The sequence below is a fragment of the Amycolatopsis thermalba genome (assembly GCF_023376025.1).
GTDB classification, from domain to species: domain Bacteria; phylum Actinomycetota; class Actinomycetes; order Mycobacteriales; family Pseudonocardiaceae; genus Amycolatopsis_E; species Amycolatopsis_E thermalba.
Map to the genome: position 1 here is coordinate 6778480 of NZ_CP091196.1, position 16174 is coordinate 6794653.

14 protein-coding genes, 1 tRNA gene and 1 pseudogene are annotated in these 16174 nt (G+C 71.3%); 10 read left to right on the top strand and 6 right to left on the bottom strand.

Annotated elements, in window-relative coordinates:
* The first annotated feature begins 156 nt into the window (after window positions 1–156).
* The 5 genes from L1857_RS32805 (at window position 157) to L1857_RS32825 (ending at window position 5428) form a co-directional block, all read left to right on the top strand.
* Window positions 157–228: transfer RNA gene (locus L1857_RS32805), tRNA-Gln, on the top strand.
* A 139-nt stretch (window positions 229–367) separates the two neighbouring features.
* The gene (locus tag L1857_RS32810; protein ID WP_094004579.1) at window positions 368–2008 is read left to right on the top strand and encodes a GGDEF domain-containing protein; all 1641 of its coding nucleotides are present in this window, start codon (window positions 368–370) and stop codon (window positions 2006–2008) included.
* A gap of 44 nt (window positions 2009–2052) precedes the next feature.
* Entirely contained in the window at window positions 2053–3534 is a 1482-nt protein-coding gene (glmU, locus tag L1857_RS32815) for a bifunctional UDP-N-acetylglucosamine diphosphorylase/glucosamine-1-phosphate N-acetyltransferase GlmU (protein ID WP_116109454.1), read from the top strand.
* On the top strand, window positions 3524–4504 hold the full coding sequence (locus tag L1857_RS32820; protein WP_116109453.1) for a ribose-phosphate diphosphokinase: 981 nt from the start codon (window positions 3524–3526) through the stop codon (window positions 4502–4504). Before glmU ends, L1857_RS32820 begins: the two co-directional genes overlap by 11 nt.
* A 72-nt stretch (window positions 4505–4576) precedes the next feature.
* Window positions 4577–5428 (top strand): TIGR03621 family F420-dependent LLM class oxidoreductase, encoded by an 852-nt coding sequence (locus L1857_RS32825; protein ID WP_249467233.1) that lies wholly within the window; start codon window positions 4577–4579, stop codon window positions 5426–5428.
* Here L1857_RS32825 and L1857_RS32830 read toward each other — a convergent pair.
* A complete protein-coding gene (locus tag L1857_RS32830) occupies window positions 5417–6262 on the bottom strand; it encodes a hypothetical protein (RefSeq protein ID WP_240323035.1) in 846 nt (281 codons plus the stop codon). The genes L1857_RS32825 and L1857_RS32830 overlap by 12 nt on opposite strands.
* A gap of 712 nt (window positions 6263–6974) precedes the next feature.
* Between L1857_RS32830 and L1857_RS32835 the strand changes: the two genes are divergently transcribed.
* From L1857_RS32835 to L1857_RS32845, 3 genes are all read left to right on the top strand, one after another.
* A complete protein-coding gene (locus L1857_RS32835) occupies window positions 6975–7577 on the top strand; it encodes a 50S ribosomal protein L25/general stress protein Ctc (RefSeq protein ID WP_094004574.1) in 603 nt (200 codons plus the stop codon).
* Window positions 7578–8171, top strand: a complete 594-nt coding sequence (pth, locus tag L1857_RS32840) for an aminoacyl-tRNA hydrolase (RefSeq protein ID WP_094004573.1) — start codon at window positions 7578–7580, stop codon at window positions 8169–8171.
* 137 nt (window positions 8172–8308) lie between these two features.
* The gene (locus L1857_RS32845; RefSeq protein WP_094004572.1) at window positions 8309–8668 is read left to right on the top strand and encodes a DivIVA domain-containing protein; all 360 of its coding nucleotides are present in this window, start codon (window positions 8309–8311) and stop codon (window positions 8666–8668) included.
* A gap of 331 nt (window positions 8669–8999) precedes the next feature.
* On the opposite strand, the gene L1857_RS32850 is transcribed toward L1857_RS32845, so the two are convergent.
* Window positions 9000–10688: a fatty acyl-AMP ligase gene (locus L1857_RS32850; protein WP_116109450.1), complete on the bottom strand. Its 1689-nt coding sequence runs from the start codon at window positions 10686–10688 to the stop codon at window positions 9000–9002.
* A 100-nt stretch (window positions 10689–10788) separates the two neighbouring features.
* Between L1857_RS32850 and L1857_RS32855 the strand changes: the two genes are divergently transcribed.
* Window positions 10789–11157: a YciI family protein gene (locus tag L1857_RS32855; RefSeq protein WP_116109449.1), complete on the top strand. Its 369-nt coding sequence runs from the start codon at window positions 10789–10791 to the stop codon at window positions 11155–11157.
* Window positions 11158–11199: 42 nt separating this feature from the next.
* Here the strand turns inward: L1857_RS32855 and L1857_RS32860 are convergent, their stop codons facing one another.
* Both L1857_RS32860 and L1857_RS35515 read right to left on the bottom strand, forming a co-directional pair.
* Window positions 11200–11817, bottom strand: coding sequence for a DUF5701 family protein (locus tag L1857_RS32860; RefSeq protein WP_249467235.1), 618 nt, complete (start codon window positions 11815–11817; stop codon window positions 11200–11202).
* Window positions 11814–12457 (bottom strand): annotated as a pseudogene (locus L1857_RS35515) (CatB-related O-acetyltransferase). Before L1857_RS35515 ends, L1857_RS32860 begins: the two are co-directional and overlap by 4 nt.
* A 90-nt stretch (window positions 12458–12547) precedes the next feature.
* On the opposite strand from L1857_RS35515, the gene L1857_RS32870 reads away from it, so the two are divergent.
* Window positions 12548–13177 (top strand): TetR/AcrR family transcriptional regulator, encoded by a 630-nt coding sequence (locus L1857_RS32870; RefSeq protein WP_116109446.1) that lies wholly within the window; start codon window positions 12548–12550, stop codon window positions 13175–13177.
* 277 nt (window positions 13178–13454) lie between these two features.
* Here the strand turns inward: L1857_RS32870 and L1857_RS32875 are convergent, their stop codons facing one another.
* Window positions 13455–15206, bottom strand: a complete 1752-nt coding sequence (locus L1857_RS32875) for an ABC-F family ATP-binding cassette domain-containing protein (protein ID WP_249467237.1) — start codon at window positions 15204–15206, stop codon at window positions 13455–13457.
* Window positions 15206–16168 (bottom strand): 4-(cytidine 5'-diphospho)-2-C-methyl-D-erythritol kinase, encoded by a 963-nt coding sequence (locus L1857_RS32880; protein WP_116109444.1) that lies wholly within the window; start codon window positions 16166–16168, stop codon window positions 15206–15208. The genes L1857_RS32875 and L1857_RS32880 overlap by 1 nt, the downstream gene beginning before the upstream one ends.
* Between the last annotated feature and the right edge of the window lie 6 nt (window positions 16169–16174).

Below are 16174 nucleotides of genomic sequence, written 5' to 3' on the forward strand. Positions count from 1 at the left end.
TTCTTCCTACCTGGGAAAACCTACAAAGGTCTGCCTTACCTACGTTTCCGTAAGTTACGGTACAGGAGGTTTTGCCCCCTGGGGAGACGTCTAAACACCCGACTCAACCCCAGGACTGGCGCGGTTTTCCGATGTCGCTATCCTGACCAGGCACGATCCGCCGTGGTGTAATTGGCAGCACCTCAGATTTTGGTTCTGATAGTTCAGGTTCGAGTCCTGGCGGCGGAGCTGCCGTGCCCTACCCCGACGTGCCCGAAGGGGGTGCGCCACGCTGCAAGGCGAGAGCGGACAGAAGACCAGGCGGCCGGCACTGGCCGAGCTCTCCGATGCCTGGCTGGCCGGGCGCGCCCGGGAACTGATCGCGGCCGTGCAGCACACCGAGCACGGCGAGCAGCTGGAGATCGTCCGCACGATGGACGAGCTGCTCGACGAGGCCCAGCGCCGCGGCGAACCGGTCCTGGTGTCCCAGCTCCTGCGGGCCGCCGCGCTGGGACGGCTGGTCACCCGCGGTCTCGCGGCCGAGGCCGAGCCCCTGCTCGACGAGATGCTGGCCCACACCCGCCGCCACGGCCTGGCGCTGTTCCGCGCCGACGCGCACGCGCTGCGCGGCCGCCGTCTCGTACTGGCCAAGCAGGAGGACGCGGCGCTGACCGAGATCGCCCGCGCGCTGGCGATCCTGGACGACTCGAACTCCCCGGACATGCACATGTCCCGCCGGGAGTGGGCCAAGACGCAGTCCAGCGCGCTGGTCGACTGCTGGATCGTGCTGAACCAGCTGGGCGTGTACGAGGCGGCCGAGGAGGTCATCGCCCGCGCCCACCAGGCCATCCGCGAGACCGCGGGCCCGCACGAAATCACCCTGCAGCTGATGAACCGCATCAAGATGCTGCTGGGCTGGGGCTTGCGGCTGGAGCGCGTCGAGCGGCACGAGGAGGCCGCGGCCAAGTTCAGCACGGCCGCGTCGATGGCGGTCGCGGTCGAGGCGCCGTTCGCCGAGTCGCTGTTCCCGCGGCGGATCGGCGTGCCTGCCGTGGACCAGGTCGGCGTGCTCGCGGCGGCCCTCGCGCTGGCCGCGCCGGACGGTTCGCACGCCGACCGGCTGCAGCGGCTGCTGATCGAGCCGGGCTACCCGCACGAGCAGGTCATCGTCACGATCGCGCTGGCCCGCTGCCTGGAGCAGACCGGCCAGCGCGACGACGCGCTCAAGGCGCTGTACGCGACCAAGCTCAACCTCGCCGAGGACAACTCGATGCCGTCGATGCGCCTGCACCTGATGCGGGAGATCGCGCGGCTGGACAGCGAGGCCGACAGCGAGGCGTCGCGTTCGCTGGCGGAGTACTCGGCCGCGCTGGAGGTCGAGCTGTGGCACATGCGCGAGTCGCAGCTGGCGACCCTGGACACCCGCCGCGAGCACGAGCGGCTGTCCGCGCAGCACGGCGCGATCAGCCAGCAGGCGCTGCAGGACCCGCTGACCGGCCTGCCCAACCGGCGTGCGCTCGACGAGCACCTGCGCACGCTGTCCGCGTCGACCACCGCCCAGCCGCTCGCGGTCGCGCTGATCGACCTGGACGGCTTCAAGGGCGTCAACGACCAGCACTCGCACGCGGAGGGCGACGACGTGCTGCGCGTGGTCGCCTCGACGCTGCGGGACGCGCTGCGCGGCGACGACATCGTGGCCCGCTACGGCGGTGACGAGTTCGTCGCGCTGCTGCCCGGGGCGCCGGTGTCGGCGGCCAAGCAGGCGCTCGGCCGTGCGGTCACCGCGGTCGACTCGCTGCCCCACCACCTCTCGCACGGGGTCACCCTGTCGGTGGGCCTGGTGTCGCTGCGCCCGCAGGAGCGCGCCGACCAGGTGCTGGCCCGTGCCGACGCGGCGATGTACCAGGCGAAACGCGGCGGCGGCAACCAGGTGGCGACGGCCCAGTCGGCGGCGGGCGAGCCCCATACCGCAGAGGCGGAACCCGGCCCGGACGGCGACCCGGAGTCGGCTGCCGGGGAAGACACGTAGGATCGGGCCCCGCCACCACCCGTCCCGGATTCGTTGGGAGTGCCGTGACCGGCCCGCTGAGCACCGTCATCCTCGCCGCGGGCGAGGGCACCCGGATGCGTTCGAACACCCCGAAGGTGCTGCACCTGCTGGCCGGGCGACCGCTGGTCGAGCACGCCGTCCGGGCCGCAGCCGGGCTCTCGCCGGACCACCTCGTGGTCGTCGTGGGACACGGCCGGGAGGCCGTCGCCGAGCACCTGGGCACGGTCGGCGAGGCGCTGGGGCGGCCCGTCGCGACCGCGGTGCAGGAGAAGCAGAACGGCACCGGCGACGCCGTTTCGTGCGCCTTGTCCGTTCTGCCCGAAGGACTTTCGGGCACGGTCGTCGTCAGCTACGGCGACGTCCCGTTGCTGGACACCGAAACCCTGGCCGCGTTGCTGGCCGAGCACCGCGAGAACGGTCACGCGGTCACCGTCCTGACCTCCGTGGTCGCCGACCCGACCGGCTACGGCCGGATCGTGCGCGACGCGGCCGGCGCGGTCACCGCGATCGTCGAGCAGAAGGACGCCACGCCCGAGCAGCTGGAGATCGACGAGATCAACTCGGGGGTGTACGCGTTCGACGCGGCCGTCCTCGCCGACGCGCTGACCCGGCTGTCCACCGACAACGCGCAGGGCGAGCTGTACCTGACCGACGTGCCGGCGATCGCCCGCGGCGACGGCCGTGGCGTGGGCGCGCTCGTGGTGGACGACCCCTGGCTGACCGAGGGGGTCAACGACCGCGTCCAGCTCGCCGCGATCGGCGCCGAGCTGAACCGCCGCCTGGTGCAGCGCTGGCAGCGCGCCGGGGTCACCGTGGTGGATCCGGCGTCGGTGTGGCTGGACGTGGGCGTCGAGCTGGCCCGTGACGTCGTGATCGAGCCGGGCGTGCAGCTCAAGGGCGCGACGAAGGTCGGCGAGGGCGCGGTGATCGGGCCGGACACCACGCTGACCAACGTGACCGTCGGCGCCGGCGCCCAGGTGGTCCGCGCGCACGGCTACGACTCGGAGATCGGCGAGGGCGCGAGCGTCGGCCCGTTCGCCTACCTGCGGCCGAACACCAAGCTGGGCACCAAGGGCAAGATCGGCACGTTCGTCGAGACCAAGAACGCCGACATCGGCACCGGCACGAAGGTGCCGCACCTGACCTACGTCGGGGACGCGACGATCGGCGAGTACAGCAACATCGGCGCGTCCAGCGTGTTCGTCAACTACGACGGCGTGCGCAAGCACCACACCACGATCGGCTCGCACGTCAAGACCGGGTCGGACAACATGTTCGTCGCGCCGGTCACCGTTGGTGACGGTGCGTACTCGGGCGCTGGCACTGTGATCAGGCGGAACGTCCCACCGGGGGCGCTGGCGGTGTCGACTGGACCACAGCGCAATATTGAAGGCTGGGTGCCTCGCCGCCGGCCGGGCACCCCTGCGGCGGAGGCGGCCCAGGCCGCGCTCGCCGCGCAGGAAAACCAGGAAGAGACCGAGCGGGAGTCGTCTGATGAGTCCTAAGTCTGGCACGCCGAAGAAGAACCTCATGCTCTTCTCCGGCCGCGCACACCGGGAACTCGCGGAGGAGGTCGCTGAGCACCTCAACGTGACGATCACCCCGCAGACGGCGCACACTTTCGCCAACGGCGAGCTGTTCGTGCGTTTCGAGGAGTCGGTCCGCGGCACGGACGCCTTCGTCATCCAGAGCCACACCACGCCCATCAACGAGTGGGTGATGGAGCAGCTGATCATGGTGGACGCGCTCAAGCGCGCCAGCGCCAAGCGCATCACCGTGGTCATGCCGTTCTACCCGTACGCGCGGCAGGACAAGAAGCACAAGGGCCGCGAGCCGATCTCGGCCCGGCTGATCGCCGACCTGTTCAAGACCGCGGGCGCCGACCGGATCATGACGGTCGACCTGCACACCGCGCAGATCCAGGGCTTCTTCGACGGCCCGGTGGACCACCTGTTCGCGCAGACCCTGCTGGCCGACCACATCAAGAAGACCTACGGCGACGCCGACATCGCCGTGGTCTCGCCGGACTCGGGTCGCGTGCGGCTGGCCGAGAAGTGGGCCGCGCAGCTGGGCGACCGGCCGATCGCGTTCATCCACAAGACGCGTGACCCCGACAAGCCGAACCAGGCCGTGGCCAACCGCGTCGTCGGCCAGGTCGAGGGCAAGCTGTGCATCCTGGTGGACGACATGATCGACACCGGTGGCACGATCGTGAAGGCCACCGACGCGCTGCTCGCCGAGGGCGCCGCGGACGTCGTCATCGCGACCACGCACGGCATCCTGTCCGACCCGGCCACCGAGCGGCTGTCCAACTGCAAGGCGCGCGAGGTCATCGTCACCAACTCGCTGCCGATCGCGCCGGAGAAGCACTTCGCGAACCTGACGGTCCTGTCGATCGCGCCGCTGCTGGCGGAGGCGATCCAGCAGGTGTTCGAGGACGGCTCGGTCACCAGCCTGTTCGACGGCAACGCCTGAGTTCTCCCCCGGGCCTTCCGCCGCTGGCGAAACCAGCGGCGGAAGGCCCGTTCCGTTCGTAGCGTCACGGGCATGACCGACTTCCGTTTCGGTGTTTCCCTGCGGTTCCTGACCGGGCATGACGACTGGGCGGCCAAGTGCCGTCGCGCCGAGGAGCTGGGCTACGACACCATCACCATCCCCGACCACCTGGGCATGCCGGCCCCGTTCCCGGCGCTGGTGGCGGCCGCCCAGGCCACCGAGCGGGTGCGGGTCGGGCACCTGGTGCTCAACGCGCCCTTCTACAACCCGGTGCTGCTGGCCCGCGAGATCGAATCGACCGCGTTGCTCACCGGCGGCCGGCTGGACGTCGGGCTCGGGTCCGGGCACATGAAGTCCGAGTTCGACGACGCCGGGCTGCGGTTCGCGCCGCCCGCCGAGCGGATCGAGCACCTGGCCCGGACCGTGGACGTGCTGCGGGACCGCCTGGACGACGTGCCGCCGCTGCTGATCGCGGGCAACAGCGACGGGGTGTTGCGGCTGGCCGCGGAGCACGCCGACATCGTCGGCTTCGCCGGCCTGAAGCACGCACGGGGCTTCCCGCCGGGCACGTTCGACCTGGCCGGCGCGGACGAGCTGGACGAGCGGGTGGGGTTCGTGCGGTCGGCGAGCACGCGGCCGCTGGAGTTCAACATGCTGATCCAGAACGTCGTGGTGGCCGACGATCCGGTGCCCGCGCTGACGGAGTGGCTCGCCGACGAGCCCGCCGAGCTGGGCTGGTCGGCGGAGCGGCTGGTGGCGGCGCCGCAGGTGCTGGCCGGGACGCCGGAGGAGATCGCCGCGAAGATCCGGGCGATGCGGGACCGGTACGGGTTCACCTACTTCACGGTGTTCGAGATGTTCCTGGAGGAGTTCGCGCCGGTGATCGCGCTCCTACGGTTCTAGCTCGGCGGCGACGTCCCGTTTGAGCGCGTCCGGGTCGACGACGGCGACGGGTTCGGCGGTCACCGACGGTGCGGCCTGGAGCCTGGTCGCACCGTCGGTGCGGGGCAGGGTGAACTTGACCGAGCAGGAGACGTCGGCGGCGGTGTCCAGGGGCAGCACGACCTCCCGTGCGCAGGTGCGGGCGCCGAGGGCGTCGGAGGTGACGGTCGAGGTCAGGTTGATGCGGGCGGCGGCGCTGGGGGCCGCGCCGAGCAAGCGGTTGTCGACGCGGACGGTGTCCGTGCAGGCGCCGTTGGCCGCGCAGCGCAGGTCGTGGTCGGTGACCCGTGCGGCGACGACCGGCCCGGCGATGAGGGGCTGTCCGAGGTCGGCGACTTCGTCGTCGAGCCGGTCACGCAGGCCGGGCAGGTGCACGTCGCCGAGTGCGATCTCGTGCGGCCCGAGTTCGTCGGCGACCGGCCCGAGGAACGCGGGCGGGAAGCCGAGGACGCGGTGGGGCGAGGTGGCGGTGACGCGCAGCCCGGCGAGGTCGAACACGTCGCCCACCCGCACCGGTGGCACACCGCGCGGCAGGGCGGCCCGCAGCGCGGCGGCGACCACCTGCGGCGGCAGGAGACGCCCCGGGTCGAACGGCATGCCGCGGTCGGCCCTGGTCCACTGGGCACCGAACCGCTCCGCGCGGGGCGCGGACATGCCCTGGCGCTGCCAGTGGGCCGGGGAGGCGCGGACGTAGAGGGAGCCCCCCACGCGGAGGGCCTGGACGGGTTCGTCGCCGAGCCGGAACCGCCCCTCGGCGAGCCCACCCTTGGTGACGACCAGGGTGGTATCGCCCACCCGATAGGCGACGGCCGGTTCAGCAGCGAGAGCCGACAGAGCCGAGTCAACGATTGAGAGCGGATCCGGCGCCGCGGGACGCGGGGGAGCCTCACAGGAGACGAGCAGAACGAGGACGAGCACCGCGAGACCGCGCAGGCGCATCCGACCCCTCGCTCCCCACTGGAACGGCAGTTGTGAATGAGACGCACATTCAGGTTCCAGAGTTCCTGACCGAAGAAGCTGTCATCCGATCGGTGCACACAGAAGGTAGAAACCACCGACGAACCGGCACCCGGCAACGCAAGAAGACCGACCACGCCCCGGACCTCCCCCGCTCCCCGATCCACAGCCGATCTTTGGTCGCCGACCAGGCGTGTCAAGGTACTCTTTCCCGCCTTGACACGACTGCTCGGCGACCGAAACACAATCCGGAATCGGGGGCGGGGGAGGTCGGCACCCAAGGCGTCCGTCCGGCGCCGTAGGCGCCTTCGCCCGAAGGGCGACTCCGCCCGGGTTCGTGCGCTTGCGACCCCACCGCGCCCTTGCCGCGCCGGGTGATTACACTGAACAGGTTGTCTCGGCGAGGCGGGCTCCATGCTGCACCCGGTGCCCGACGTGATCGACGCGGCGGCTTGAGGTCCGCTGCTCGAGCATGTCCGTGGAACTCGCCGCCGGTACGACCACCCGCCATCTGCGCCGCCACGCAAAATGTTTGAAGGAGTGCTACACCGTGTCCGAGGTACGTCTGTCCGCCGAGCCCCGCACCGAGTTCGGCAAGGGCGCCGCGCGCCGCACCCGTCGCGCCGGCAAGGTTCCCGCCGTGCTGTACGGCCACGGTACCGACCCCCGTCACCTGGCCCTGCCCGCTCTGGAGTTCGCCCGCGTCATCCGTGAGAACGGCAGCAACGCCGTCCTCACCCTCAACCTCGACGGCGACACCGAGCTGGCCCTGACCAAGACGGTCACCGTGCACCCGATCAAGAACTACATCGAGCACGTCGACCTGCTGGTCGTCCAGCGGGGCGAGAAGGTCACCGTGGACGTCCCGGTCGTGCTGACCGGCGACCCGGCCCCGGGCACCCTGCAGGTGCAGGAGGTCGACACCCTGTCCATCGAGGTCGAGGCCCTGCACATCCCGGAGCAGTTCGAGGTGTCCATCGCGGGCGCCGAGGCCGGCACCCAGATCCTCGCCTCGCAGGTCACCCTGCCCGCCGGTGCTGTCCTGCTGACCGACCCGGAGAGCCTGGTCGTCGCGGTCAACGAGGCGCAGGCCACCTCCGCGGAGCCCGCCGAGGAGACCGGCGAGGAGCCGGCCGAGAGCACCGAAGAGTAAGTGAGTTCGGACGTCCCCGGGGCCGGCGAGCAGGTTCTGCTCGTCGGCCTCGGCAATCCCGGCCCGCGTTATGCCGGCAACCGGCACAACGTGGGCTTCATGGTGCTCGACGAACTCGCCGCCCGCGTCGGCGGCAAGTTCAAGACCCACAAGTCCGGCGCCGAGGTCCTGGAGGGCCGCCTCGCCGGGCGCCGTGTCGTGCTGGTCAAGCCGCGGTCGTTCATGAACGTCTCGGGCGGCCCGGTGGCCGGGGCGGCGAAGTTCTACAAGGTCGACCCGAGCGGTGTGGTCGTCGTGCACGACGAGCTGGACCTGCCGTTCGGCGGGCTGAAGCTCAAGCTCGGCGGCGGCGAGGGCGGCCACAACGGGCTGCGGTCGATCAGCAAGTCGCTCGGCACGCGTGACTACTACCGCGTGCGTTTCGGCATCGGGCGGCCGCCGGGCCGGATGGACCCGGCCGATTTCGTGCTCAAGGACTTCTCGTCGGTCGAGCGCAAGGACCTCCCGCTGGAGCTGGACCGGTGCGCCGACGCCGTCGAGGCGCTGATCGGCAAAGGGCTGACGGCGGCCCAGAACGACTTCCACGCTGGGTGAACGGTGGTCACCCACAGGTGTGGGTCACACCGCTCTATGGAGTTCCAGGGGCACGAATGCCCTTCCGGAGGTTTGATCCGGCAGCTAGGACGGGATTAGGGAAGTTGTCCCGACCACGCTGAACTGGAGTACTCCTCATGTCCCTTTCCGCCGAAGACGTGTATCGAGTCGAGTTCGGTAACGCCCCCATCGGCCGGCGCGGGTACGCCAAGCACGAGGTCGACGAGTTCGTCGAGCGCATCGCCAGGACCCTGGCCGGCGAGGACGACCTGACGGCCGCCGAGGTGCATCACGTCATGTTCAGCAAGCCCCTGCTCGGCAAGCGGGGCTACGACGAACGCGAGGTCGACGAGTTCCTCGACCAGGTGGAAGACGAGTTCGCCCGCCGCGGCGGCCGCCCCTACCCGGTGCCCGAGGCGCGGACCGTGACGCAGGCGACCGCCCCGCGCACGGAAGGCGCCCCGACCGAGATCCCCAAGGTGACCCTCCCGGACTAACCCGACCGCAGAACTCACGCGCACGATCGCAGAACTCACGCGCACGACCGCAGAACTCACGCACAGGAACGCAGAACTCGCACGCCGGAAGGTGGGACACGCGCGCCCGAAGGTGGGACACGCGCGCAGGAGCGTGGGACTCGCGCACCCCGCGAGTCCCACACTCCGGTCCGCGAGTTCCACGCTCAGCGCCGCGAGTTCCACGCTCAGCGCCGCGAGTTCCACGCTCAGCGCCGCGAGTTCCACGCTCAGCGCCGCGAGTTCCGCGCTCGGCGCGGCGAGTTCTGCGCTCCGGCGCGCGAGTTTCACCGTCGCGGAGGGTGGGGTGTCGTCAGGAGCTGGCGTTCCGCGCGATCGCCTCGGCGTACTGCACCGCCGTCGCCGCGCGTTTGACCTTTCCGGACGGTGTCTTGGGCAGGCTGCCGGCCGGCAGGACGACCACCGCGTACGGCCGGGCGTCCACCGCGTCGCGGACCCGGGCCGCGACCTCCTTCTGCAGCCGCCGCTCGGCTTCGGCATCACCCGCCAGCTTCGACTCCAGCACCACCGCGAACCGCTCCCGCCGCGTCCCGGCGTCGATCCGCACGGCCACCGCGTTGCCCGCCCGCACCCCCTCCACCGAGGTCGCGGCGCGCTCGATATCCGTCGGGTAGATGTTGCGGCCGCCCATGATGATGACGTCCTTGCGGCGCCCGCAGATCACGATCTGCCCGTCGACCAGGTACCCGAGGTCGCCGGTCGCGAGCCAGCCGTCCGCGTCCTGCGTCGGCTTCGGGCCCTCCATCGTCAGGTACCCGGGCGTCACGGCCGGCCCGGTCAGCTGGATCTCCCCCACCTCGCGGTCACCGAGCACCTTGCCGTTGTCGTCGACGATCCGCGCCTCCAGCCCGTCCAGCGGACGGCCCAGCACGGCGAACGAGCGGACCTCCTCGGTCCCGCGGCGCGGATCGCCCTCGGGCACCGGCACCGCGCGGTTGTCCGTCTCCAGCGCGTCGGCCTCGATGACGTCCAGCGTCAGGCCGGTGAACAGCGGCGCGAACGACACCGCGAGCGTCGCCTCGGCCATGCCGTAGGCGGGGAACACGCACTCCGGCGGCATCTTGAACCGGGCGCCGCCGTCGACGAACGCCTGCACGGCGGACTCGTCGATCGGCTCGGCGCCGTTGAGCGCGATCCGCAGCGTGGACAGGTCGTAAGCGTTTTCGTCCTCGACCCGCGCGAGCCGCTTGCCCACGATCGCGTACGCGAAGTTCGGCGCGGCGGTCGTGGTGGCGCGGTACTTGCTGATCAGCTCGGGCCAGATCAGCGGGCCGGTGAGGAACTCCGCCGGGGTGATCTTGATCAGCTCGACGCCGAACGTCATCGGCACGGTCAGGAACCCGACCATGCCCATGTCGTGGAAGGTGGGCAGCCAGGACACCATGATGTCCTCCGCGAAGTCGAACTCCGCCCGCTCCACCATGGCCTTGACGTTGGTGTAGAGGTTGCCGTGGGTGATCCGCACGGCCTTCGGGTCGGCGGTCGAGCCGCTGGTGAGCTGCAGCAGCGCCAGGTCGTCCTCGCCGCGCGGCACCGGCTCGGCGATCGGCTCGCCGTCGAACAGGTCGGTGATCATCCGGAACCCGATGTTGTGCTCGGTGAGCACCGGCGCGAGCGCGTCGAACGGCTCGCCGAGGACGACGAGCTTCGCGTCGATCATGCCCAGCACCTTGACGGTGTCCTCGGCCCACAGCGCGAGGTCGGTGCGCGGGGTGGGCTGGTGCAGCATCGTCACGCTGCCCCCGGCGAGCCACACCGCCTGCACCGTCGGCGCGATCAGGGCCGGCGCCCCGGCCAGCACGGCGACGGCGCTGCCCGGCTCCAGTCCCCCGGCGACCAGCGCGCCGGCCATGCGCCGGGCCTGCTCGTGGACCTCGGCCCAGGTCCGGCGGACCGGTTCCTTCGGCTCCCCGGTGACCATGCCACGCAACTGACCACCCTCCGCAGCGGTGCGGACGAGCGTCTCCACGAACCGACTCATGGCGCTCACCTTATCGGGGGGCGCGTGAGGTCGGCGGAGATGTCGAGAACCGGGCCGCGGCTCCGATCTCCTGGTGTAGACACCCTATGAGGAGGCACCCGTGAAGTACTTGCTGATCATGCACGTGAACCCCGCCGTCTGGGAGTCGCTGACCGAGGAGGAGCGCACCGCGATCATGACCGGGCACGGACCGTTCATGGACGCGATCCGGGAGTCCGGCGAGTTCATCGGCACCCACGCGCTGGCCGACCCGTCGAACAGCGCCGTCGTGCGGGTGCGCGACGGCCTCCCGGTGGTGACCGACGGCCCGTACCTGGAGGCCAAGGAGTACCTGGGCGGGTACTACCTGGTCGACGTCGAAAGCCGGGAACGCGCCCTGGAGCTGGCCGCGATGATCCCGGACGCCGAGGTCGACGGCCTGGGCATCGAGGTCCGTCCGGTGATGTTCTCGGCGGGCACGGAGATGTGAGACCCGGTGCCGGGCGGGAGCGGCCCGCCCGGCACCGGCTCGTCAGGCGGCGCGGGAGCCGGCCGAGGCCATGCCCAGCCAGGTGTGCGGGTTGCCCTGCCAGCACCAGCCGAGCTTCGGCGCCCGCTTGCTGATCCAGATCGCCGGCACCCGCCGGTCCCCGCAGCGCGAACCACCCAGCGAGAAGCACTTGTTCTTGACCAGCACCTCCGGGAAGTGCGTGATCAGGGCGATGCCCTCCTCGATCGTGAGCGGGGTGCGGCCCCGGCCGGCGATCACCGCCATCGCGTCGTCCGGGACGGCACCGCAGAACTCCTCACCGCGCTCGACGTCGAGCAGCAGGTAGGCGTCCGCGGCCGGCAGGTCCACGGTGGCCACGAACCGGTCGAGCGATCCGGGTTCGAAGGAGTGGTCGACGAACCCGGGCAGGCGCCCGTTGTGCAGGGCCGTGTGCGGCATCGTCTCCTCGATCGGGGCGGCTTTGCGGGTCACGACCAGCAGGAACGGCACGCGGCCCGCGTCCGGGACGGGGTCGCCGGACGGCGCCGCGGCGCGCAGCGGCTCGACCAGGGCCCGGAAGCCGTCCTCGTCGAGCCCGGCGAGCTCCGGGTAGCCGCGGTCCACCAGGTTGGCGACCTGACGGTCGAATTCGGCGGTCACGCCCGCACCTCCTCGATCGCCGCGATGTCGGCCGGACTGCCCGACATGATCGTCCGCACGTGCCGGGTGACCAGCTCGACCGGCCAGTCCCACCAGGCGGCGCGCTCCAGCCGTTCGACGTCCTCCGGGCTGTACCGGGCGCGGATCGGCCGGGCCGGGTTGCCGCCGACGATCGTGTACGGCGGCACGTCGGCGGTGACGACCGCGCCCGCGGCGATGATCGCGCCGTTGCCGATCCGCACGCCGGGCATGACGGTCGCGCCGTAGCCGAACCAGACGTCGTTGCCCACCACCGTGTCGCCCCGGCTGGGCATGTTCGTGACGAGGTCCAGTGTGGACTCCGCCCACGCGCCGCCGAACATGGTGAACGGGTAGGTCGACACCCCCATCGTCGGGTGTTCCGCCCCGGCCATCAGGAACCGCGTGCCGGCGGTGATCGCGCAGTACTTGCCGATGATCAGCTTCTCCGGCCCGTAGGCGTAGAGGACGTTGCGGGTTTCGAACTCGGTGGCGGCGTCCGGGTCGTCGTAGTAGGTGAACTCGCCGACCTGGATGCGCGGATCGGTGACCAGGGGTTTCAGGAACACCACGCGCGGGTCTCGGCGAGCGGGTGGAGCACGGTGGGGTCTGGCACGGACACCTCACAGGAGTAAACTTACGACCGACATAAACTTATCCCGCGATCAAGTCGCTTGTCAACATAAAAGTAGGACGGGGGTAAGATTCGCTCATGACCGTCACCGGCCTCCGCGAAGCCAAGAAGCAAGAGACGCGGCAGTTGATCTCCGACCAAGCGACCCGGCTCTTCATGGCGAAGGGCTTCGAGCAGACGACCATCGCGGAGATCGCGGAGGCCGCGCGAGTGGCGAAGAAGACGGTGACCAACTACTTCCCGCGCAAGGAGGACCTGGCCTTCGACCACCAGGACGAGTTCGTCGCGAGCCTCGCCCGCACGGTCGCGGCCCGCCGGCCCGGTGAGCCGGCGCTGTCCGCGCTGCGCCGGGATTTCCTGGACGCGGTCGAGCGGCAGGACCCGGTGGCGGGGTTCGCCGGCCCGGAGTTCAGCCGCATGATCGCAGACAGCCCGACCCTCTCGGTGTGCCTGCGCGGCCTGCACGACCAGCGCGAGGCAGCCCTGGCCGCCGCTCTCGCCGACGCGACCGGCGCCGCGCCCGGAGACATCACTCCCCGGGCGGCGGCGGCCGTGCTCGGCGGGGTGCACCGCGTGCTGTTCGCGCGCATCCAGGAGCTGACGCTGGCCAGCCGCGCCAACCCGGAGATCGCCGCCGTGGTCGGCCCCGAAGCCGAGCAGGCGTTCGCGCTGCTGGAACCCTCACTCGGCGGCTACGCCCGCGCCTGACGGCAATGCGGTGCCCCGGACACCGCCCGGGTGCGGCAACGCACAGCAGCCACGCGCTCTCGCGCATCATGCAACGGCCAAGACATCGGCACCATCCGGCCCGGAGTGGCAGACACCAGCCACCCTGGCGCTCTCCGCCCACAGGGCGGGCTCTTCGCCTGCCCAACGTCACCTCTAAAGATCAAGAGATGTCCTCGCCGGACGGGCAGGCTCCGGGATGACGGGGGAACGTTGTCGGCTCGCCTCGGGTGGGTGGTCGCTGGGTGGTCACCCCGGGCTACTCCACCAGTTCGGAGGTCTCCAGCCAGCGCGCCTCGACGTCCTCGATCTCCGCGCGGACCGTCTTCAGCTCCGTGTTCAGCTCGACCAGCTTGTCCGGGTCGGTGGCGTGCTCGGCCAGCTGCTCGTGCAGCTTGGTCTCCCGCGTGTGCAGCTGGTCCAGCCTGCGCTCCAACCGGGACAGTTCCTTCTGCGCCGCCCGGAACTCCGCCGCGCTGGACGTCTTCGGCGCGGGCTTCGCGGCCACCGGGGTGCGTGCGGCGGCCCGCCGGGACAGGTACTCGTCGATGCCGCCGGGCAGGTGCGTGATCCGGCCGTCGCCGAACAGGGCGTACACCGCATCCGTCACGCGTTCCACCAGGTAGCGGTCGTGCGAGACGACGACCATCGTGCCCGGCCAGGAGTCCAGCAGGTCCTCCAGCTGCTGCAGCGTGTCGATGTCCAGGTCGTTCGTCGGCTCGTCGAGCAGCAGCACGTTCGGCTCGGCCATCAGCAGCCGCGCCAGCTGCAGCCGCCGCCGCTCGCCGCCGGAGAGGTCCTCGACCGGCGTCCACTGCCGCGCGGGCGGGAACCCGAGCTTCTCCGCCAGCTGCGACGCCGACAGCTCCTGCTTGCCCAGCACGACCCGCGCCGAGACCTCCTCGACGGCCTCCAGCACGCGCAGCTGCCCGGGCAGCTCGTCCAGCTCCTGCGACAGGTGCGCCAGCCGCACCGTCTTGCCCTCGATCCGCTTGCCCGCGACCGGTTCGCGCTCCCCGGCGAGCAGCTTCAGCAGCGTCGTCTTGCCCGAGCCGTTCACGCCGACCAGCCCGAACCGGTCACCCGGGCCGATCCGCCAGGTCAGGCCCTCGACGACCGGCTTGTCCCCGGCCTTGAGGGTCACGTCCTCCAGCTCCAGCACGGTCTTGCCGAGCCGCCGCTTCGCGAACGACATCAGCTCGGCCCTGTTCCGCGGCTCCGGGACGTCCGCGATCAGCGCCTCGGCCGCCTCGATCCGGTACCGCGGCTTCGACGTGCGGGCCTTCGCGCCGCGCTGCAGCCAGGCCAGTTCCTTGCGCGCGAGGTTGCGCCGCTTCTCCTCCATCGACGCCGCGAGCCGTGCCCGCTCGGCGCGCGCGAAGATCCAGTCGGCGTACCCGCCCTCGTACTGCTCGACGCGGCCGTCGGCGACCTCCCAGGTCCGCCCGCACACCGTGTCCAGGAACCACCGGTCGTGGGTGACGACCACGAGCGCGGACCGCCGCGCCAGCAGGTGGTCGGCGAGCCAGCGCACGCCTTCCACGTCCAGGTGGTTGGTCGGCTCGTCGAGCACGAGCAGGTCCAGGTCGCCGATCAGCGCGGCGGCCAGCGCGACCCGGCGACGCTCCCCACCGGACAGTGTCCCGGTGGGGTTGTCCAGCCCCAGCTCGGTGATCCCGAGTCCCTCCACAATGGACCGGACCCGGGAGTCGGCCGCCCACTCGTGCTCGGCGTCGAAACCGGCCAGCACGGCGTCGCGGATCGTGCTGCCCTCGGCGAGCTCGGTGCGCTGGGTGACGACCGCGAGCCGCAGCCCGCGGACCTGGCTGACCCGGCCCGAGTCCGGCTCGGCGAGTCCGGAGAGGACCTCCAGCAGCGTCGTCTTGCCGCCACCGTTGAGGCCGACGACGCCGATGCGCTCGCCTTCGCCGACACCGAGGGAGACGTTGTCCAGCAGCGGGCGGACCCCGTAGGACTTGGAGACCGCCTCGAGGTTGATCAGATTTGCCACTACGCGTGCACCTGCGGAGGAGTGGGTCGGTGTTCGTCGCCGCCGACGAGCCGCGCGCCCGGCACCGGGCCGTGCGCGACCCGGACCGTCCGGCACACCCCGGCCCCGGCCAGCTCGGCCGCGACCTCGAGGGCGGATTCCGCGTCGGCGCACAGGAACGCGCATGTCGGGCCGGAACCGGAGACGGTGCCGGCCAGCGCACCGGCGTTCACCCCGGCACGCAGCGTGCGGCGCAGGCCGGGCCGCAGCGACACCGCGGCGGCCTGCAGGTCGTTGCCGAGCAGCAGGGCCAGCTGACGCGGGTCGCCGGAGGCCAGCGCCTCGACGACCGGCGCGTGCGAGCCCACGCGCGGCGGGTTGCCGGTCTCGCGGAGCCGGTCCAGCTCCTGGTAGACGCGCTCGGTGGACAGCCCGCGCTGGTCGAACGCGAGCACCCAGTGGAAGGTGTGCCGGGACAGCACCGGGACCAGCTGCTCACCGCGGCCGGTGCCCAGCGCGGTGCCGCCGTAGAGCCCGAACGGCACATCCGAGCCGAGCTTCGCGGCGATCCCGGCCAGCTCGTCGCGCCCGATGTCCAGCTTCCACAGCGACGCGAGCGCGACCAGCGTGCCCGCGGCGTCGGCGCTGCCGCCCGCCATACCCCCCGCGACGGGGATCCCCTTGCGGAGGACCACCCGGACGTTCGACGCGCCGTCGGTCTTGCCGACGTGCGCGGCCAGCGCCTCGACCGCGCGCCAGGCGAGGTTGCTGGCGCCGGTGGGCACGACCTGCTCACCCTCGCCGTAGACCTCGACGCCCGGCTCCTCGGCCAGCGCGACGGTGACCTCGTCGGTCAGCGAAAGCGCGTGGAAGACGGTCGTCAGATCGTGGAAACCGTCCGGGCGCAGGTCGCCGACCGACAGGTGCAGGTTGATCTTGGAGGGCACCCTGACGGTGACAGGTGGCGGTACGACGGCGAGCACCAGTCA